Raw genomic sequence first — 19,942 nt, 5'->3', positions numbered from 1 at the left:
CACCACTCCTGACTTGCGGGCGGGCCGTTGCTCCGGTTTGGGCTGCGGCTCTGGAAAACAGCAGGAGCACGTGTACCAGGCTCCAATAGATGGCCGGCAACTCTTTTGTGCCCGCTACGTGCCGATGCCGATGGCCGGCCCCAGCAGCGTGTAACCGACGAAGCCGGCAATATCCAGCAGCGCGTGCGCCACCACCAGCGGCATCACCCGCTTGGCCTTTGTATAGGCGTAGCCGAAGACCAAACCCATGAGGAAGTTCCCGATGCCCGGCCCGATGCCCTGGTAGAGGTGGTAGGTCCCGCGCAGGGCGGCGCTGACGAAGATCGCGGACCAGATGCCCCAGCCGAACTTCGCGAAGCGGTTGAAGAGGTAGCCCACCATGACCACCTCTTCGAGGACCGCATGCCGCAGCGCGGACAGGACCAACACCGGAACCGTCCACCAGTATTCATCCAGGGCCGCCGGGACAATGGCGGTGGTGATTCCCAGCGCCCGGCCGGCGGCATAGACGCCCAGCGTCCCGACACCGATCACCAGCGCGAGCAAAAAGCCCAGGCCGAAGTCCAGCCGCGGCCGGGAAAACGTGAACCCGATCGCACGGAAGGCCGACCGGCCGGGAACGGTCATCAAGAACAGCACCAGGGCCACCGGTACCAGCGCAAAGACGATGCCCAGCATTTGGTACACGAAGTCGAAGAGCTCCCGCTCGTTCAGCACCGGGTTCAGCGTGGTCGTCTGCGAGGCCAGCGGAGCGCGGGTCATTTTTTCCAGCAGGTTCACCACGGCGTAGACCGCCGACTGCCCGAGCGAGAGTCCCAGGACGATCAATACCTCTGCCCGGTAGTACCTGACCGTGCGCCGCGTGCCCTCGGCGGCGACCCTCTGCTTGTCCATAGCCTCCATCTTGCCAACAGAACCGCGGGAGTCATCGGCCTAAGGCGCTTCCGTTCCGTGCGCGGCTGCTCCCGTGGCCCGCGTCGGCGCCGGGAACGCTTGGCTGCTACAAGTCCAGCAGCAGGCGCCGGCCCTTGCATCGCGACACGCAGATCATCATGGTGTCTCCGGCCTCGCGCTCGTCGTCGGACAGCAGCGAGTCACGGTGATCGATCTCACCACCCAGGACGGGGGTTTCGCAGGTGCCGCAGATCCCCTCCCGGCAGGAATTCAGCGGGTGGATCCCGACCGCTTCGAGGGCCTGCAGAATCGATTCCCCGGGTCCCACCGGAACCTCGGTGCCGTCGGCCAATTCGACCGTGAAGGCCGAGTCCCCCGCCTCCGCCGGCGGCTCGGCCGTCCCGGAGGCTGTGAAGCGCTCACAGTGGAAACGCCCGGGGTTGTCCCAACCGTCCGCGATCGATTGAATCACGTTGAGCAGGGGTCCGGGTCCGCAGGCGTAAACGTGTGTTTCCGGCGGCAATTCGTCCAAGAGTCCGGCCAGCGGGTAGAAGCCGCTTTCGTCGTCGGCGTGGATATGGATGTCGCCGTCGAGCGCTTGGATTTCGTCGAGGAACGCCATCGAAGAACGGCTTCGCCCCAGATAAAGCAGGCGCCAGGGCACGCCGGCTTCGGCAGCTTCCCGGATCATCGGCAGAATCGGGGTGATGCCGATGCCGCCGGCGATGAACACATAGCCGGCGGCGGGAGCCAGAAGGAAGTTGTTACGCGGTCCCCGGACCTGGATCTTGGTGCCGGGCCTGAGCATGTCGTGCACGTAGGCGGAGCCGCCGCGGCCCTCCGGCTCGCGCAGTATGCCAAGCCGCCAGGCGGAGCGGTCCGCCCGCCGGGAGCACAGCGAGTACTGGCGCAGGAGGCCGTTGGGCAGGAGCACGTCGACATGCGCCCCCGCGTCCCACTCCGGCAGCTCCTCCCCCAGCGGATGTTCCAACTGGAGGGAGACCACGCAGTTGGACTCGTGGCTGATCGACCGGACTTCGACGTCGAAAAATTCTTCATTCATGGTGGCACTCACAGGGGTATCAGGCTGCTGCCGGTTCGGCGAGAACGGAGGCTAGGAAGGCCCTGGTTCGTTCGTTTTGCGGATTGGTGATGACGTCCCGGGCGGGCCCCTCTTCCACGACATGGCCGTCGTCCATGAAGACCACGCGATCGGCGACGTCGCGGGCGAAATTCATTTCATGCGTCACCACCACCATCGTCATGCCGGACATGGCCAGGTCCTTCATCACCTTCAGGACCTCTCCCACCAATTCGGGATCCAAGGCGGAAGTGGGCTCGTCGAACAACATCAGCTTCGGTTCCATGCACAGGGCACGGGCGATCGCCACCCGCTGCTGCTGGCCGCCGGAAAGCTGGCGCGGATACGCATCCGCCTTCTCGCTCAGGCCGACTTTTTCCAGCAGCGACTTCGCTCTGGCCACCGCTGTCGCCTTCCGCTCCTTCCGGACCAGACGCGGCGCCTCGATGAGGTTTTGCAGGACGGTCATGTGCGGAAACAGGTTGAACTGCTGGAACACCATGCCGACGTCGGAACGGCTGTGGCAGATATCGTTGTGGCTTTGCTCGTAGAGCCTGTTGCCCTTGAGGTCGTAGCCGACGATCTTCCCGTTGACCCACATCCTGCCGCCGTCGATGACTTCCAGATGGTTGATGCACCGCAGGAAGGTGCTCTTCCCGGATCCGGAGGGGCCGATGAGGCACACCACCTCGCCCTGCTGGACGTGCAGGTCAATCCCCTTCAGAACACGGTTCGAGCCGTAGTTCTTGCAGACCCCGTTCGCCTTGACCATCGGTTCGGCACCGTTCGCTGCTGTCATTTCTTGCCGCCTTTCAGGGAGAGTGCGTCATGGGTCGCGAAAAACCGCTTTAGCTGCTGGAACGGCGTCGGCGGCAGGTTTCGCTGGTTGCCGCGGGCGAACCGCCGCTCCAGGTAGTACTGGCCAACGGTGAGGACGGAGGTGATCAGCAGGTACCAAAGGCTGGCCACAATGAGCAGCGGGATGGTCTCGAACGTGCGTGCGTAGATGATCTGCGCCGAATACAGCAGCTCCGGCACCGAGATCACGCTCACCAGGGCGGTGGTCTTGAGCATGCCGATGGTCTCATTCCCGGTGGGCGGGATGATCACGCGCATCGCCTGCGGCAGCACGATGCGCCGCATTGTCTGCAGCTTCGTGATGCCCAGCGCTCCTGCGGCCTCGGTCTGTCCGTGGTCAACGGAGAGGATGCCGGCCCGGACAATCTCGGACATGTAGGCACCCTGATTCAGGCCGAGGCCGAGGATCGCCGCCGTCATCGGCGTAATGAACTGATTCGCATCCAGGTGGACCCCCGGGATGCCCAGGGTAATGACCGGGTAAAGCGCGGCCAGGTTGAACCAGAACAGCAGCTGCACCAGCACCGGAGTGCCGCGGAAGAAGTGCACGTAGGCGAAGGCAGCGCCGCGCACCACGGGATTGACCGACAGCCGCATGACGGCCAGGACCACCCCGAGCACGATGCCAATGGCCATGCTGATGGCGGTAAGTCCCAGCGTGACGAGTATGCCCCGGCCGATGGAGATGTCGCGCAGATACATCGCCACCACGTCCCAACCGAAGTTCGGGTTGGTGAAAACGGAGTGCAGCAGCAGTCCGCCGATCAGGAAGATCAGGGCTGCAGCCAGCCAGCGGCCGGGGTGTTTGGCCTTGACGATGGTGTAGTCATCGACCGGTGTGGCGACCGGCTCGCTTCGGGCAGTCACGGCAGTCATCAGCTGGTTCCCTCTTTCGCTACTTCGCCTCGAGCGCGTCGGCCGAGATCAGCACGGTCTTCGGGAAGTCCCACTTGGCGCCGATTTCCTCGTAGTGGCCATCGGCGATGATGCCCTTCACCGCCTCGGTCACGGCTTCCGTCATGCCGGAGTCCTTGGCCAGGGCAATGCCGAAGGGCGCGGGATCGTAATCCTCGCCCTCGGCCAGTTCGAACTGCCCCTTGGCTTCCTTGCCCTGGAAGGCCAGCGGCATGCTGTCGGCGATCACCCCGTCGACGCGGCCGGACGTGAGCGCGAGGTTGGCGTCCGTCTGCCCGGGGAAGTTTTGGATCTTGATCGCTTCCTTGCCGGCGGCCGTGCATGCCTTGGAGAACTCCGGCAGGTACTCCATCGACTGGATGGATCCCTTCTGGCCGCCGATCTTCTTCCCGCACATGGTCATGGGGTCCATGGAGATGCCCAGCGGATTTCCGGGAGCAACGGCGATGCCCGTGCCGGTGTTGAGGTACTCCACAAAGTCGACGATCTTCTCTCGTTCGGGCGTCACCGAGAAGGCCGACATGGCCATGTCGTACTTCCCGGAGGCCAGGCCCCCCAGGATGGTGTCAAAGGTTGCCGGAACGTGCTCCACTTCCAGTCCCAAGGCCGCGCCGACGGCGTCGGAGAAGTCGACGTCAAAGCCGATCATCGTCTGGTTGTCGGTGTCGTAGTACTCGAAGGGGGCGTAGGTCGGGTCGGAGGCGACCTTCAGCTTCCCGGAGGCCAGGATCCCCTCCGGCAGCAGGTCCCGGGCTGCCTCGTTGACCTCCACGGACCCCGTTGCGGCGCCGGCGGCGGCCGGAGCGGCGGTGTCGGCGGAGCCCGCGGCCGAACCGGAGGCGTTCGTGCAGGCGGCCAGGGACAGCGCGGCCAGCAGCACTGTGCCGGTGAGGAGATTGGCACGGACGGCACGGTGACGTGAATGACGCATGGACTTTCCTTTCATGGGCCGGACGGCGTTGTCCGGTTATGGATATCCGCACTGATCAGGAGTCGATCAGCGCCTCGGTGCTTCAGTTTCAGGTGCAGGGCGCAGCACGCGGCTCCGAATGAAACCGTGGCCGCCGCGGGACGGCCAGCGCGCCGTCCCGCCGATCCACGGGCCGTGCGTTGCGTGGTGCATGCGGCAGGTGGTCAGGCCGTGGCCGTCAAGGGACCCATCGCAGCACCTTGGCCTTTCGCGGGGCGAGGGTGATGACCTGGACGGTGGACTCTCCCGCCGCCAGCGAGAGCCGGATAGTCTCCGCGTCCTCTCCTTCGACGATGAACACATCGCCGGCCCGCAACCAGCGTTCCCACGGGCCGTCCTCGGCGGCGACCAGCGCCTCGCCGGCCAGTCCGGTCACCAGCAGTTGCTCGCCGGGCCCGCGCTGCAGGGTGCCGGTGTAGTTGCCGGTGTAGCGCCGGCTGTCGGAAGCGATGTAGTTCTCATCGGCTTCAAGTGCGACGGCGGGCTCGGGGCCGGATTCATCCAGTTCCACCGTCCAGCGCCACGGGTCGCCGCGCTCCGCGGAATCCGGGCATGCCGCCAGGATCTTGGCTCCCGAGTCCGCCGAGGTCTCCGCGCCGAGGGCGTTTGCCCTGATCAGCATCCACATGCCGGCGCCTAGGCCGTCACGGGAGCAACCGGCTCCCGGCGGGCGGCCGAACCCATCGCGGACTTGGCCTGCTGCTCCTTCTTGATCAGCGCGGCCAGGATGCGCCGCGCCTTCGCGACGCCGCCGTCCTGGGCGATCAGGACATCGAACTCGCCCTCGGGCCGGGTCTGCATCCCGATCTCCTGGGCCTCCAGCGCGGATGCGTCCTCGTCCAGCACGGTGGCCAAACCAACGCGCAGATCCTCTGTTGCCTGCTCGTTGTCGACGGCGAAGTTACGGCTGAAGGCGTAGTAGTACCAGGAATTGTGCTGGTCGATGGGCGTGATCCCGTTGAGGACCTTGATCAGGAAGCCCTCTTCGCGCGGCTTGCCCTCCCCGGTGATGCCGGAGTGCAGAACGTGCAGGTTGGGCACGAAGAACTCGGTGCAGTGGAAGCGGTCGAACAGCCCGCGGGCGTCCATGGTTTCGGCATAGAGCGGCGGCGCTTCGACCGAGGGCATCAGGCGGTCGACGCTGACCACGTTGCCCTCGACTTCCACGGTGATGCCGTGTTCGTAGATGTAGTCGTCGCCCACGGTGGTCTTGTGCAGGAAGGACTCGTGGGTCAGGTCCAGCAGGTTGTCGTGGATCAGGTCGGCCCGGCACTTGAAGTGGTACGAATGGGTGACGGTGGCCCACTCGGGGTCCACCATCCAGTGGGTGTCCGGGACGTCGGCCGGGTCGGCCAGTTCCGGATCGCCGGTCCACACCCAGATCCATCCGTCCTGCTCCACCACGGGGTATTTGCGCACCTTCGCGCGCTCCGGGATCGAGGACTGGGCCGGCACCTTGGTGCACATGCCGTCCGGGCCGTAGGTGAAACCGTGGTAGCCGCACTCCACCGAATCGCCGATGGTGCGGCCTTCCGAGAGCGGGAAGGCGCGGTGCGCGCAGCGGTCCGCAAGGGCAATGGCTTCGTTGTCCTGGGTCCGGAACAGGACGATCGGCTGCTCGCAGATGACCCGCCGCACCGGCTTGCGGGTGACCTCCGTCGACCACGCCGCCACGTACCAAGTGTTCAGCACATACATTTTAAGGTTCTCCTCCAACAGGTGTGTATACACTGTATTCAGAGCCGCAATGTGACGTCAAGCACTTTCAGCTAAACGTTGGCAAGTTACGCGTTTGGCCGCTTTTGCCTCGAAATCCATGTCCTGCTTGGCGGCAGGGCTATAAAGTGCACTCAATGAAACCCAAAAGGAGGCCATCGTGGCTGCGATACCGAATGACGTGAGGCCGCTGGCGGTCCGGGTCCACGAGCAGCTGAGCGCCGACATCATCAGCGGATCCATCGAACCGGGTTCAGCCCTGGCCCAGGAGTCCGTGGCGGCACAATACGGTGTCTCCCGCACGCCCGTCCGCGACGCGCTCACCCAGCTGACGCTGGAAGGACTGACCACCCTCGTCCCGGGCAAGGGTTATATCGTGAACCAGCTCGACGAGCGTGAGATCGAGAACGTCTTCAAGGTGCGCTACGCCCTGGAATCACTCGCGGTCCGGGACGCCATTGGGTCCTACACGCCGCAGCAACTCGTGCGGCTCGGCGGCCTCGTGGACGAGACGGAAATCGTCGACCCGCAGGACAGCGGTGAACTCTTCCGGTTGGGCAGGGCCTTCCATCTGGCCCTGATCGAACCCTCGGACAACGACTACCTGCGCGGCGTGATCTCCTCCATCTGGAACCATCCCATCCAGCACCGGATCACGTTGACGTACCGGCAGGGACCGGAGCACCAGGCCAAGGTCATCCACGACCACCGCAGCATCCTGCAGGCACTGAAGGACCATGACGCCGAGCGTGCCGTCGAGGTCCTTGCGCACTGCCACGACGTCAAGGACCCCAACCGGTACGAGCACATCGGCTGACGGCCGCTCCCGGACCTCAGGAGCCGGGTGGCGGACCGGACGCCCTAGGCCCCCACGGCCGAGCGCACGCCCGCCCGCCACACCGCGGCGGTCAGGGGCATGCCGGGCCGGTAGGCGAGGTGGGTGGCCGACGGGGCGTTGAGCAGGTGCAGGTCGGCCCGATGGCCGACGGCGAGGGAACCCACGGCACGCTGGCCTTCGGCATCTACCCCGGCATGCCGCCCGAGCGCCAGCGCCCCGCCATAGGTGGCGGCCCGGACCGCCTCGTGCACGCTGAGTCCCATCTGAAGGACGGCGGTGGTAACGCAGAAGTTAATGGAACTCGTGAACGAGGTCCCCGGGTTGCAGTTGGACGCCAGGGCGATTTCCACGCCGGCATCGAGCAGTTGCCGTCCCGGCGCCAGCGGCTGGCGGGTGGACAGGTCGCAGGCCGGCAGGCAGGTGGCCACGGTGCCGCGCTCCCCCGTGCCGCTGGCCCGGTCCCAGCCGGCCCAGCTGCCGGCGAGCGCTGCGACGTCGTCGTCGTTCAAATAGTTGACGTGGTCCACGCTGGCTGCCCCGAATTCCACGGCCAGCCGCACGCCGGGACCTTCACCCAGCTGGTTGCCGTGCACGCGCAGTCCGAGGCCGGCGTCGCGGCAAGCCGCCAGCACGCGGCGCGACTGGGCCTCGGTGAAGGCCCCGCGTTCGCAGAACACGTCGGCCCACTGCACGTACGGCCTCACCGCCGCGAGCATGTCCCCGCAGACCAGGTCGGTGTAGTCGTCGGCGTCGATGCCGGCCGGCACCAGGTGTGCCCCGAGGTAGGTGACCTCGTCGGCCACGGTGGACGCGATGCGGGCGCTGCGGGCCTCCTGCTCCACGTCCAGGCCGTAGCCGGTCTTGGTCTCCAGGTAGGTGGTGCCGCCGGCGGCCGCCTCCGCCACCCGGGCCAGCAGCAGGCGCGTGAGGTCGTAGTCGCTGGCCTCGCGGGTGGCGCCGGTGGTGACGGCGATCCCGCCGGCCTGGTAGGACTGGCCGGCCATCCGTGCCTCGAACTCGGCGGTGCGGTCTCCGGCAAAGACCAGGTGCGTGTGCGAATCCACCCAGCCCGGCAACACCGCCCGCCCGCCGGCGTCGAACTGTTCGTCGGCATCGGGGGCCTGCGCCGCGGGCCCGAGCCAGGAGATGCGCTCCCCCTCGATGATCACCGCGGCGTCGTGCAGCACGGAGTCCGCGCCGCGGGCCGGGTCCTGCGTGTGCAGTTCGCCGATGTTGGTGACGACAGTGCTCATTCAAACTCCTTCAGGGCGTCGGCCAGCAGCTCGGCCGGCCAACCCAGGCGCCGGTGGCGGCCGTTGACGGCCAGCAAGTCACCGGCAACGACGACGGCGGAAACGTCCGCTGCGCTGGCGCTCAGCGGCAGTTGCCCGGGCTCCGAGCCTACCGTGCGCACGCTGCCGGGGTTCACCGCCACCAGATCGCAGGCCATTCCGACGGCGATGCCGGCCACCGGGGTGCCCATCGCGGCGGCCGCTCCGGCGGACACCGAATCCAGCAGCTCGGCCGGCGCAAACCGGCCGCGCTGGCCGCTGGCCAGCCGTTCGCCGTGTTCCAGCGCCCGCATCTCCAGCCAGGGATCGATGACGGCGTGCTGGTCGGTGCCGACGGCGATGCGGGCGCCGGCGTCCGCCAGCTCCCGGGCCGGGCCGATGCCGTCGGCGAGATCGGCTTCCGTGGTCGGGCACATCACCACGGTGGCACCGGCTTCCCCGAGCAGCGAGATGTCCCCCGCGGTCAGGTGCGTGGCGTGGATGGCGCTCAGGCGTGGCGACAGCAGCCCGTGCCGGGCCAGCAGGCCGGCCGGCGTCACCCCGTAGGCGGCCAGGCAGGCCTCATTCTCGGCCGGCTGCTCGGAGAGATGGATGTGCAGCGGCAGGCCCTCGGGCAGGTGCTCGGCGATGAGCGGCAGCGCGGCCTCGGGCACCCCGCGGACCGAGTGCAGGGCGGCGCCCACCGTGATCCGCGCCGGGTCGAACCGGTCCGCAACCACGCGGCGCAGCGAGTCGAGCCGGGCCAGCCAGGCCTGCACGTCGCCGTCGCCGAAGCGCTGCTGCTCCGGCGCCAGCGGGACGCCGATGCCGCCGGCCAGGTAGCAGGTGTCCAGCAGGGTCAGCCGGATGCCGGCCGCCTCGGCGGCCCGGCACAGCGCCAGTTCCATCGCGTGCCCGCCGTACCCGGGGGTCTCCGGATCATCGCCCGCCGGACCGGACCGGTGCCCGCCGCGGCTCCCGCCGGCCGCGCTTCCGGGCCCGTACGGGCTGCCGTCCGGGCGGTGGTGGACGTAGTGGAACTCCGCCACGCTGCTGAAGCCGGCCGCCACCATCTCCGCGAACACCGCCGTCGCCAGGCGCTCGTAGTTCTCCGGGGTCAGCGTCCCGGCCGCGCGGTACATCTGCTCCCGCCACGTCCAGAAGTCGCCCCGGCCGGCGTGGGTGCGGCCCCGCAGCACCCGATGGAATGCGTGCGAGTGCGCGTTGGCGGCGGCGGGAAAGACCACGCCGTCGAGCACCAGCACGCCGTCAGCCGGATCGGGCCGGGGCGCCGTGCCCACCTGTGTAATCATCCCGGCGCCGTCGCAGCCCAGCAGGACTCCCTCGGCCACGCCGGCGGGGCCCAGCCAGGCGCGCTCACACCAGATGCTGCTCACAGCAGTGCCTCGAGCACGTCCGCCAAGGCTTCCGCGCCGGCGTCCGCGTCCCAGGGCTCCACGTATTCCTCCGGGGAGTGCGAGATGCCGGAGGGGTTTTTCACGAACAACATGCCGGACGGCACCCGCGCGGCCAGCACGCCGGCGTCGTGCCCGGCACCGGTGGCCAGCACCGGCGCGCCGGGCAGCGCGTTCTCCAGCTGGCGCTGCAACGCGGAGTCGAAGTGCACGGTTCCGCTGTAGGACTCTTCCGTCAGCGAGACGGAGCAGCCCTCGAAGGCGGCGATCTTCTGGGCCTTCCCGTGGATGGCCTCGACGAGGTGCGCGGTGACGGCGTCGTCCGGGTGGCGGGCATCCAGCCACAGGTCCACCCGCGAGGCGATCACGTTGGTGCCGCCGGGCACCGGCTGGAGGCGGCCGACCGTGGCGCGGGCGTCGGGCTGCTTGGCCGCGGCCTGCTGTACGGCCAGGATGATCTGCGCCGCGGCGACCATCGGGTCGGCACGGTCGGCCATCAGCGTGGTGCCGGCGTGGTTACCCTGGCCGGTGACACTGATCCGCCACCGCCCGTGGCCCAGGATGGAGCTGCCGACGGCGATGGTCGGGCCGTCCTCGCCCAAGCCGCGGCCCTGCTCCACATGCAGCTCGATGAAGTCGCCGATCCGCGCCAGCGCCTCCTCGTCGCGCCCCAGATGCGCAGGATCCAGCCCGTTGGCCCGGGCGACGTCGGCGAACGTGTCGCCGCTCTCGTCGCGCAGGTTTCGGGCCTTGTCCGGATCGATGGCGCCGGCCAGCAGCCGCGAGCCCAGGCAGGCCACACCGAACCGCGATCCTTCTTCTTCCGGGAAGACCGTGACGGCCAGCGACCGGTTCGGCTCGACGCCGCGCTCCTTGAGGAGGTCCACGGCGGCGAGCGCGGAGGCGACGCCCAGCGGCCCGTCGAAGGCGCCGCCGCCGGGAACCGAATCCAGATGGCTGCCGGTGACCAGGGCGCCGGGCTGCGGCTCGCCCCACCACGCCCAGATGATGCCGTTGCGGTCCGTCTCCACGCCCAGCCCGCGGCGTTGGGCCTGTTCGATGAACCAGTCGCGCAGGCCCAGTTCCGCGGTGGAATAGACCGGCCGCGAATACCCGCCGCGTTGCGCGTCACGGCCGACGTCGGCAATGGATTCCAGGAGGGAGGACACAGTTTCCATCTGCGCCTACTTGCCCATCGGGATGTGGACGCCCCGTTCGGCCGCGACCTCGACGGCGCGGTCGTAGCCGGCGTCCACGTGGCGGATCACGCCCATCCCCGGATCGTTGGTCAGCAGCCGCTCCAGCTTCTGCGCCGCCAGCTCGGTGCCGTCCGCCACCGACACCTGGCCGGCGTGGATGGAGCGGCCGATGCCGACGCCGCCGCCGTGGTGGATGGACACCCAGGTGGCCCCGGAGCTCGCGGCGGTCAAGGCGTTCAACAGCGGCCAGTCCGCGATGGCGTCCGAGCCGTCGGCCATCGCCTCGGTCTCCCGGTACGGCGAGGCGACGGAGCCGGAGTCCAGGTGGTCGCGGCCGATCACGATCGGCGCCGAGACCTTGCCCTCGGCCACCAGCCGGTTGAAGAGCAGCCCGGCCTGGTGGCGCTCGCCGTAGCCCAGCCAGCAGATGCGCGCCGGCAGCCCCTCGAACTCCACCCGCTCGGCCGCGGCATCCAGCCACCGGTGCAGGTGCTCGTTCTCCGGGAACAGTTCCTTCAGGGCTGCATCGGTCACCTCGATGTCCTTCGGGTCACCGGAGAGCGCCACCCAGCGGAACGGGCCCAGTCCCTCGCAGAACAGCGGCCGGATGTAGGCCGGGACGAAGCCCGGGAACTCGAAGGCGCGCTCGTAGCCGCCCTTGCGCGCCTCGTCGCGGATCGAGTTGCCGTAGTCGAACACCTCGGCTCCGGCGTCCTGGAACTCCACCATGGCCTGCACGTGCCGGGCCATGGACGCCTGCGCCTTCTTGGTGAAGCCGACCGGATCGGCCTGGGCCTCGCGCTGCCAATCCGCCACGGAAATGCCTTCCGGCAGGTACGACAGCGGATCGTGGGCCGAGGTCTGGTCGGTGACCACGTCCACGGTGATCTCGCCGGCCCGGTGCCGGCGCAGGATCTCGGGGAACACCTCCGCCGCGTTGCCCACGTAGCCCACCGACCAGCCGCGGCCTTCTTCCTTGGCCTTCATGGCCTTCGCGACGGCGGTGTCCAAATCCGTCTCCACCTCGTCCAGGTAGCGTTTGCCCACGCGGCGGCGGAGCCGGGCCTCGTCCACGTCCACGATCAGGCAGGCGCCGTCGTTAAGGGTGACCGCCAGCGGCTGGGCTCCGCCCATGCCGCCGCAGCCGCCGGTCAGTGTCAGCGTTCCGGCCAGCGTGGGCGACGCTGTCTTGCCGGCCTCGTGCAGCTTGGCGCCGACGGCGGCGAAGGTCTCGAAGGTGCCCTGCAGGATTCCCTGGGTGCCGATGTAGATCCAGGACCCGGCCGTCATCTGGCCGTACATCATCAGCCCTTCGGCCTCCAGGCGGCGGAATTCCGGCCAGTTGGCCCAGTCGCCCACCAGGTTCGAGTTAGCGAGGAGCACGCGCGGGGCCCAGGGGTTGGTGCGCAGCACGCCCACGGGCTTGCCGGACTGGACCAGCAGCGTCTCGTCGTCTTCGAGTTCCGCCAGCGTCTTGACGATCGCGTCGTAGGCTTCCCAGGAGCGTGCGGCGCGGCCGGTGCCGCCGTAGACCACCAGGTCCTCGGGGCGTTCCGCCACTTCGGGATCCAGGTTGTTCATCAGCATCCGGAGCGGAGCCTCGGTCTGCCAGCTCTTGGCGGTGAGGGTGGTGCCCCGGGAAGCCCGGATGCGGCGGGAAGGGTCGTGCTGGGTGAACGTCATCGTCATGCCCTTTCTGGCGTGGAGGTACTTCTCTGGTTATGTTCTTCGGTCCCATTGGCCGCCGAGCCCTCCGGCGCGGCGAAGAGCGTGCCGGCTTGTTCGGCCAGCAGCAGCCCGAATTTTTCGGCGGCCTCTGCCGTCGTGCGGTAGCTGGGCGCGACGATGCTCACCGCGGCAACCACCTTGTCGCCGGCGAAGACGGGAGCCGCGACGGCGGTGACGTCGGCCTCCACGCTGTCCGCCTGCACGGTGTACCCGCCCCGGCCCACCTGTCCGCTGAGGGCCGCCCCGGCCGCGCTGCCCGCCATCGGGAAGGTCCGGCCCACCCAATTCACGTGGCGCACGGTATGGGTGCCCTCTTCGATGGCTATGTACAGCCCGTGGTCGTTGCCGGCGGTCACGCTCAGGTACGCCGACTCCCCGGTCTGGTCCACCAGGCTCCGCAGGACCTCCCGGCCCGCATCCACCAGCGACTCGTGGCTGAGCGCCTGGACACCCAACTGCACCATCCGGAAGCCCGGCCGGTAGAGCGCGTTGTCGCGTTTCGCTGCGAACCCGTTTGCTTCCAGCGTGCGCAGCAGGCGCAACGCGGTCGACGCCGACAGGCCCACCGCCTTGGCCGCATCGGCGAGCTTCACGCCGTCGTGCTCGCAGACGATGCGAAGCAGCGCCAGGGTGCGGTCCGCCGCCCTGGTCGTAGGATCCGCTGCCGTTCCTGACGCCATCTCTGCTCCTCGGTAACCATCCAATGTTGCAGCCAGTAAAACATCAATTTCATGCAGCGGCAAGGAATTAGCAAAAAACCCTTGACCCCGGCAGCGCGGATGGGTAGCTTCAGGTAGCAAGCCACGCTCGTTTTACTGATCGAAACAGGTATGCCGCGTACCGGCAGAAACAAGGAGACCCTGATGCGCCCATTGATGTCCGCGGCCACCGCGCCCCGCCGCCCCCTGCTGGCCACCGCCTCGGCCGCGGTGCTGGCCGGCGCCCTCCTGCTGACCGGGTGCGGCTCCGGCAGTCCGTCCTCCACCGGCGGCGGAACGGAAACCGCAGGGGCGCCGGCAGACGCCAGCCTGGACCAGGTGAGCCTGGGCCTGATCCCGATCGCAGACGTGGCCCCGGTTTACCTGGGCATGCAGGAGGGCTACTTCGAGGAGGAAGGCATCCAGCTGTCCATCCAGCTGGCCCAGGGCGGGGCGGCCATCGTTCCGGCGGTGATGACCGGCGAATACCAGTTCGGCTACTCCAACGTCATCTCGCTGCTGATCGCGCGGGACAAGGGGCTGCCGATCACGGTCGTCTCCAACGGCTCCAGCTCCACCAATGAGCCCGGGAAGGATGGGACCGAGGTGGCGGCCATGCCGGACAGCGGCATCGAGAGCGCCGCGGACCTGGTGGGCAAGACGGTCGCGGTGAACGCGCTGAACAACTTCGCCGACGTCACCATCCGGAACTCCGTCGAACAGGCGGGCGGCGACCCGGACGCCGTCGACTTCGTCGAGATGCCGTACCCCAACATGCCCGCGGCGCTGGAGCGCGGCGACGTGGACGCGGCGTGGACCACGGAGCCGTTCCGCACGCAGATCCTGGACGCCGGCGGGAAGATCGTGGCCAGCCCCATGACCGACCTCGCCGACGACTTCGATTCGGCCTTCTACTTCGCCTCCGAGCAAACCCTGCAGGAGGACCCCGAGCTCGTGGAGCGCTTCCGCCGGGCGCTGGAGAAATCTTTCCAGTTCGCCTCGGAGAACGAGGACGAGGTGCGCACGATCATCCAGGATTATGCCAAGGTCACGCCCGAATTGGCCGAGAAGATAGTGATCTCCCGCTGGTATCCGGAGGTCAACATGGAGGGCCTGCAGAAGTTGGGGTCGGCGGCCACCAAGTACGGCGTGCTGAAGAACGAGCCCGACTATGACGCACTGATCGCGGACTGATCCCCGCCCCTCCCATACCCGCCACTCCCACCTTCACCCGCACCCGAACCCGCACCCGAAAGGCACCATGTCCCAGCTCCAGACCGCCACCGTCTCCGTCTCCGTCGGACCCCTCTCCCCCGCCGACGTCGTCGCCGTCGCCCGCCACGGCGCCGCCGTCGAGCTCAGCGAGGAATCCCTGCAGGCCATGGCCGAATCCCGCAAGGTGATCGAGGCCCTGGTGGACGACGACGTGCCGCACTACGGGGTCAGCACCGGCTTCGGCGCCCTGGCCACCAAGCAGATCCCGGTTCAGCTGCGCACCCAGCTCCAGCGCAGCCTGATCCGCAGCCACGCGGCCTCGTCCGGGGCCGAGGTGGACCGGGAGGTGGTGCGCGGGCTGATGCTCAACCGGCTGGCGACGATGGCCACCGGCCGCACCGGCGTCCGCCCGCTGGTGGCCCAGGCCTACGCGGGCATCCTCAACGCCGGCATCACCCCGGTGATCGGCGAATACGGCTCCCTGGGGTGTTCCGGGGACCTCGCGCCGCTGGCCCACTGCGCACTCGCCCTGATGGGTGAGGGCCAGGTCCGCACCCAAGACGGCGAGCTGGTGGCGGCCGCCGACGCACTGGCCGCCGCGGGCCTGGAGCCGGTGGAGCTGCGGGAGAAGGAAGGGCTGGCACTGATCAACGGCACCGACGGCATGCTGGGCATGCTGATCATGGCGTCGGCCGACCTGCACCGGCTGCTGAAGACCGCCGACCTCGCCGCGGCCATGAGCATCGAAGGTTTGCTCGGCACGGACTCCGTGCTCGCCGAGGACCTGCACGCCCTCCGGCCGCACCCCGGCCAGATCGCTGCCGCGGCCAACATGCGCACCGTCCTGGCCGGTTCCGTCCTGATCGCAGAGCAAAAGTCGGCCGGAGCCGATGCGCAGCACCGGTTCACCCGGGTCCAGGATGCGTACTCCCTGCGCTGCGCACCCCAGGTGCACGGCGCGGCGCGCGCCACGCTTGCCCATGTGGAATCGGTGGCCGGCTACGAACTGGCCTCCGCCGTCGACAATCCCGTCGTCACCCCGGACGGCCGGGTGGAGTCCAACGGCAACTTCCACGGCGCCCCGGTCGGCTACGCGCTGGACTTCCTGGCCATCGCCGTGGCCGACCTTGCCTCGATGAGCGAACGGCGGACCGACCGGTTCCTGGACACCGCCCGCAGCCACGGTCTGAATGCTTTCCTGGCCGATGATCCGGGGGTGGACTCCGGGCACATGATCGCCCAGTACACCCAGGCCGGCATCGTCAGCGAGCTCAAGCGGCTCGCCAACCCGGCGTCGGTGGATTCCATCCCGTCCTCGGCCATGCAGGAGGACCATGTGTCCATGGGGTGGTCCGCGGGGCTGAAACTGCGCCGCGCCCTGGACGGGCTCACCCGGGTGCTGGCCATTGAACTGCTCACCAGTGCCCGCGCCCTGGACATGCGCGACGGCGGGGTGGAGACCTCCCGCAGCGCCCCGGCCGTCACCGCGGTGCGCCGGGAGATCCGCAAAACCGTCGCCGGTCCGGGCACCGACCGCTATCTCTCGCCGGAGATCGAGGCGGTCCGACTGCTGGTGGACAGCGGCGTGCTGGTGGACGCCGTCGAACAGGCGGCGGGCACGGCACTGAACTGATGCGTTCGGCATAGACTGGTGCCGACAATCGCCGCGTCCGGCAGGCCGGACCGGATGCGGCGCAGGGACTCTGGGGGCCGGCACCGGGAGGACGTGCTGCATGGCCGCCAACACGCCCGAGGGACAGCCGAGCCGGCGCAGACTGCTGCAGCAGACGGTCCCCGTCTTGGCGGCCGGCATCGGGGCCGGGGCGTTGGGCACGGCCGGGGCGGCCGCCGCAACCCGGCCGGATTCCGCACCGGATGACGAGCGGATTGCGCGCTTGGTGGCGGACCCGACGTCGGCCACCCACCGGGAGCTGCTGCAACTGCTGGCCCCGACAATCGCGGCTGCGGCCCAAACGGCGGCCAACGGGCGCGTCGATCCGCGCCAGGCCGGTTACGACGTCGTCCTGCTGCTGGGCCAGTCCAATATGCAGGGCTGCGGCCTCCCCTTCGATCCGGCCATCGACGTGGAGCTCGACGGGATCGACCAGCTGGCGGGGTCCGGCCCGTCCGCCGGCCGGGTCATCACGGCCAGCGAACCGCTCTGCCATGTCGCCAGTGTGTGGGTGGACGGCCGGCCCGCGGTGGGACCCGGCCTCGAATTCGCGCGGCAGCTGTGGCTGGCCCAGCCGGCCGGCCGCAAGGTGTTGCTGGTGCCCGCGGCCCTGGGCGGCACCTCGATCACCGGCAACGCCGACTACTCCTGGGATCCGGACAACAAGACTGCCCGAACGAACCTGTACCACCGCACGCTGGATGCCGCCCGGCAGGCGCTCTCGCTGAATCCGCGCAACCGTTTGGCGGCGGTCCTGTGGCACCAGGGCGAGTCCGACGCGGTGCTGGGTGCCTCGGAAGGCTGGTACCGCCGCAAGTTGCTGCAGATTATTGATCTGGTCCGCGACGCGCTGGGGCCGGCGCCGTTTCTGATCGGCGGGATGGTGCCCGAATGGCTGCCCGATGACCGGCGGCGGCGCGGCATCGAGGCCGCGCACCGCTCCGTGGCGGCGCAGCGGTTGCGGACGGCGTTCGTGGCGGGCCCGTCCGGCGCCAGCCAGGATGCCGAACAGATCCACTACAGTGCCGCCGGCGCCCGCGAGCTCGGCCTGCGCTTCTACCGCGCCTTCGAGGCCCAAACCTCGGACCGGGCCCGGTAGCCGGGCCGGCGGGCCGGGAAAGGGCGCCACGCCCCGCCCGGTCAGGCCTGCCCGACCGCCTGTCGGGAGGCGACGAACGCCGCGACGCAGGCCTCGACGTCGTCGGCGCTATGGGCCGCCGAGAGCTGCACGCGGATCCGCGCTGCGCCCTTGGGCACCACCGGATAGCTGAAGGCGGTGACGTACACGCCGTGGGCGAGCATGGCCTCGGCCACCCGCCCGGCGAGGACCGCGTCGTGGAACATGACCGGGACGATCGGGTGCACGCCTTCGAGCAGGTCGAACCCTTCCTCCGCCATCCGCCGGCGGAACAACGCGGTGTTGTCCTGCAGCCGCGACCGAAGGTCGGCCGAACCGCCCACCAGTTCCAGCGCCTTCAAGGTGGCGGCCACGATGGCCGGCGCGACGGAGTTGGAGAACAGGTACGGACGGGCCTTTTGCCGCAGCACGGTCACGATTTCGCGGCGGCCGGACACGTAACCGCCGGAGGCCCCGCCGAGCGCCTTGCCGAAGGTCCCGGTGTAGATGTCCACCCTGTCGGCCACCCCGGCATGCTCCGGGGTGCCGGCACCGTTGGCCCCCATGAAGCCGACGGCGTGCGAGTCGTCGACCATCACCAGCGCGCCGTATTCTTCGGCCAGTTCGCAGATCCGTTCCAGCGGCGCCAGGTAACCGTCCATGGAGAACACGCCGTCGGTGACGATGACGGTCCGCCGTGCGCCGGCGCCGTCGTTCATTGCCGCGGCCTGTTGCAGCCGCTCCTGGAGCTCGGCCATGTCCCGATTGGCGTAGCGGAACCGCACCGCCTTGGACAACCGGATGCCGTCGATGATCGAGGCATGATTCAGCGCGTCCGAGATGATGGCGTCCTCCGGCCCGAACAAGGATTCAAAGACCCCGCCGTTGGCGTCGAAACAAGACGAGAACAGAATGGTGTCCTCGGTGCCCAGGAAGCGCGACACCTCCCGTTCCAGCTGCAGGTGGAGGTCCTGCGTGCCGCAGATAAACCGCACGCTGGCCATGCCGAACCCTCTCTCGTCCATGGCGGCCTTCGCGGTGGCGATGATGTCCGGATGGTCGGCCAACCCCAGGTAGTTGTTAGCGCAGAAGTTCAGCACCTCGCGGGTTGACCCGTCCTCCGGGCCGGCGGAGATGTGGCTTGACTGCGGGGTGGTGATGCGCCGTTCGGCCTTGAACAGTCCGGCGGCGCGGATCTCCTCCAGCTCCGAGGCCAGCTGGTCCTTGAGTGTTCCGTACATGCTTCTCCTCCCTAGATCCGGGTCCAGTCCAGGACCACTTTGCCGCTTGTCCCCTGCCGGGCCGTCTCGAACCCGCGCTCCCATTCGGCGGCCGGCAGCACGTCGGTGATCACGGAGGAAATCGCCGCGTGCAGGGCCGGGCTGGAGGAGAGCATGGCGCTCATCGCGTACCAGGTTTCGAACATCTCGCGCCCGTAGATGCCCTTGAGCGTGAGCATGTGTGTGACCACCTTGGCCCAGTCGATGGTGATGTCTTCGGCGGGCAGCCCCAGGAGCGCAATCCGGCCGCCGTGGGTCATGTTGTCGATCATGGCCCGCAGTGCCGAGCCGCGGCCGGACATCTCCAGCCCGATGTCAAAACCTTCGACCAGTTCCAGCTGCCGTTGTGCGTCCGCCACCCGGGCGTGGCTGACGTCCACCACCATGTCGGCGCCCATGTGCTTGGCCAGCTCCAGCCGTTCGGCGGACACGTCGGTGACGGCGATCTTGCGGGCGCCGGCGTGGCGTACTACCGCTATCGCCATCAGCCCGATGGGCCCGGCGCCGGTGATCAGGACGTCCTCACCGACCAGCGGAAAGCTCAGTGCCGTGTGCACGGCGTTGCCGAACGGATCGAAGATCGCGCCCAGTTCGGGCGTGACCGCCGGGTCGGTGTGCACCCACACATTGGTTTCGGGGATCACCACGAACTCGGCGAAGGCACCGTCCCGCTGCACGCCGACGCTGACCGTGCGGATGCACATCTGCCGCCGGCCCGCGCGGCAGTTCCGGCAGGTCCCGCAGACGATGTGGCCCTCCCCCGAGACCCGGTCGCCGATCTGCACGTCCTGCACGGCGCTGCCGGCGGCCACGACCTCGCCATAGAACTCATGGCCGGGGATGAGCGGCGCCCGGACCGCCCCCGCGGCCCAGTCGTCCCAGGCCTGGATGTGCAGGTCGGTGCCGCAAATGCCCGTGGTGTGGACCTTGATCTTGACCTCGCCGGTGCCGGGTTCCGGTTCCGGACGGTCGACCAGCTCGAAGCCGGCCTGTGGGCCGGACTTGTAGAGCGCCTTCACGCGGTGTCCTTTCTCTAAGCGGGCCGGCGCGTCCGGCCGCCGGGCTGTGGCCCGGA

Annotated in this window: 18 protein-coding genes; 4 read left to right on the top strand and 14 right to left on the bottom strand. The window is 68.7% G+C overall.

Annotated features, from left to right (window positions below; all coding sequences use genetic code 11):
• Nucleotides 1-114: 114 nt before the first annotated feature.
• From AC5RW2_RS02830 to AC5RW2_RS02800, 7 genes are all read right to left on the bottom strand, one after another.
• The gene (locus AC5RW2_RS02830; RefSeq protein WP_494014238.1) at nt 115-894 is read right to left on the bottom strand and encodes a CPBP family intramembrane glutamic endopeptidase; all 780 of its coding nucleotides are present in this window, start codon (nt 892-894) and stop codon (nt 115-117) included.
• A gap of 106 nt (nt 895-1,000) precedes the next feature.
• Complete coding sequence (locus AC5RW2_RS02825; RefSeq protein WP_494014239.1) at nt 1,001-1,957, bottom strand: PDR/VanB family oxidoreductase; 957 nt, start codon at nt 1,955-1,957, stop codon at nt 1,001-1,003.
• Between the two features lie 19 nt (nt 1,958-1,976).
• Nucleotides 1,977-2,774 carry an amino acid ABC transporter ATP-binding protein gene (locus tag AC5RW2_RS02820; protein WP_494002492.1) on the bottom strand — a complete coding sequence of 266 codons (798 nt, stop codon included), beginning with the start codon at nt 2,772-2,774 and terminating at the stop codon, nt 1,977-1,979.
• On the bottom strand, nt 2,771-3,709 hold the full coding sequence (locus tag AC5RW2_RS02815; protein ID WP_494002493.1) for an amino acid ABC transporter permease: 939 nt from the start codon (nt 3,707-3,709) through the stop codon (nt 2,771-2,773). Before AC5RW2_RS02815 ends, AC5RW2_RS02820 begins: the two co-directional genes overlap by 4 nt.
• Before the next feature lie 19 nt (nt 3,710-3,728).
• Nucleotides 3,729-4,679, bottom strand: coding sequence for an ABC transporter substrate-binding protein (locus tag AC5RW2_RS02810; RefSeq protein WP_494014240.1), 951 nt, complete (start codon nt 4,677-4,679; stop codon nt 3,729-3,731).
• A 217-nt stretch (nt 4,680-4,896) separates the two neighbouring features.
• The gene (locus AC5RW2_RS02805) at nt 4,897-5,346 is read right to left on the bottom strand and encodes a hypothetical protein (RefSeq protein WP_494073667.1); all 450 of its coding nucleotides are present in this window, start codon (nt 5,344-5,346) and stop codon (nt 4,897-4,899) included.
• 8 nt (nt 5,347-5,354) lie between these two features.
• Entirely contained in the window at nt 5,355-6,434 is a 1,080-nt protein-coding gene (locus AC5RW2_RS02800) for an aromatic ring-hydroxylating dioxygenase subunit alpha (protein ID WP_494026403.1), read from the bottom strand.
• 160 nt (nt 6,435-6,594) lie between these two features.
• Here AC5RW2_RS02800 and AC5RW2_RS02795 point away from each other — a divergent pair, with 160 nt between their 5' ends.
• Complete coding sequence (locus AC5RW2_RS02795) at nt 6,595-7,251, top strand: GntR family transcriptional regulator (protein ID WP_494023759.1); 657 nt, start codon at nt 6,595-6,597, stop codon at nt 7,249-7,251.
• A gap of 44 nt (nt 7,252-7,295) precedes the next feature.
• Here AC5RW2_RS02795 and hutI read toward each other — a convergent pair whose 3' ends face one another.
• Genes hutI through AC5RW2_RS02770 form a run of 5 tightly spaced genes read right to left on the bottom strand, consistent with a single transcriptional unit; the run spans nt 7,296 to nt 13,565 of the window.
• Nucleotides 7,296-8,525, bottom strand: coding sequence for an imidazolonepropionase (gene hutI, locus AC5RW2_RS02790; RefSeq protein WP_494073666.1), 1,230 nt, complete (start codon nt 8,523-8,525; stop codon nt 7,296-7,298).
• Nucleotides 8,522-9,940, bottom strand: a complete 1,419-nt coding sequence (locus AC5RW2_RS02785) for a formimidoylglutamate deiminase (protein ID WP_494073665.1) — start codon at nt 9,938-9,940, stop codon at nt 8,522-8,524. Before AC5RW2_RS02785 ends, hutI begins: the two co-directional genes overlap by 4 nt.
• Nucleotides 9,937-11,136, bottom strand: a complete 1,200-nt coding sequence (locus AC5RW2_RS02780; RefSeq protein WP_494050239.1) for an allantoate amidohydrolase — start codon at nt 11,134-11,136, stop codon at nt 9,937-9,939. The genes AC5RW2_RS02785 and AC5RW2_RS02780 overlap by 4 nt, the downstream gene beginning before the upstream one ends.
• 6 nt (nt 11,137-11,142) lie before the next feature.
• On the bottom strand, nt 11,143-12,840 hold the full coding sequence (gene hutU, locus AC5RW2_RS02775) for a urocanate hydratase (RefSeq protein WP_494014386.1): 1,698 nt from the start codon (nt 12,838-12,840) through the stop codon (nt 11,143-11,145).
• Nucleotides 12,841-12,842: 2 nt separating this feature from the next.
• Nucleotides 12,843-13,565, bottom strand: coding sequence for an IclR family transcriptional regulator (locus AC5RW2_RS02770; RefSeq protein ID WP_494002501.1), 723 nt, complete (start codon nt 13,563-13,565; stop codon nt 12,843-12,845).
• Between the two features lie 183 nt (nt 13,566-13,748).
• Between AC5RW2_RS02770 and AC5RW2_RS02765 the strand changes: the two genes are divergently transcribed.
• The 3 genes from AC5RW2_RS02765 (at nt 13,749) to AC5RW2_RS02755 (ending at nt 17,569) form a co-directional block, all read left to right on the top strand.
• On the top strand, nt 13,749-14,777 hold the full coding sequence (locus AC5RW2_RS02765; protein WP_494073664.1) for an ABC transporter substrate-binding protein: 1,029 nt from the start codon (nt 13,749-13,751) through the stop codon (nt 14,775-14,777).
• A 67-nt stretch (nt 14,778-14,844) separates the two neighbouring features.
• On the top strand, nt 14,845-16,431 hold the full coding sequence (gene hutH / locus AC5RW2_RS02760; RefSeq protein ID WP_494026409.1) for a histidine ammonia-lyase: 1,587 nt from the start codon (nt 14,845-14,847) through the stop codon (nt 16,429-16,431).
• A gap of 100 nt (nt 16,432-16,531) precedes the next feature.
• A complete protein-coding gene (locus AC5RW2_RS02755) occupies nt 16,532-17,569 on the top strand; it encodes a sialate O-acetylesterase (RefSeq protein WP_494073663.1) in 1,038 nt (345 codons plus the stop codon).
• Between the two features lie 41 nt (nt 17,570-17,610).
• Here the strand turns inward: AC5RW2_RS02755 and AC5RW2_RS02750 are convergent, their stop codons facing one another.
• Nucleotides 17,611-18,828, bottom strand: coding sequence for a glycine C-acetyltransferase (locus AC5RW2_RS02750; RefSeq protein WP_494023753.1), 1,218 nt, complete (start codon nt 18,826-18,828; stop codon nt 17,611-17,613).
• A gap of 11 nt (nt 18,829-18,839) precedes the next feature.
• Entirely contained in the window at nt 18,840-19,886 is a 1,047-nt protein-coding gene (tdh, locus tag AC5RW2_RS02745) for an L-threonine 3-dehydrogenase (RefSeq protein WP_494073662.1), read from the bottom strand.
• Nucleotides 19,887-19,942 lie beyond the last annotated feature (56 nt).

Source organism: Arthrobacter sp. B0316-1-20 (assembly GCF_059091865.1).
This window is presented reverse-complemented; position numbering and strand designations above follow the sequence as displayed.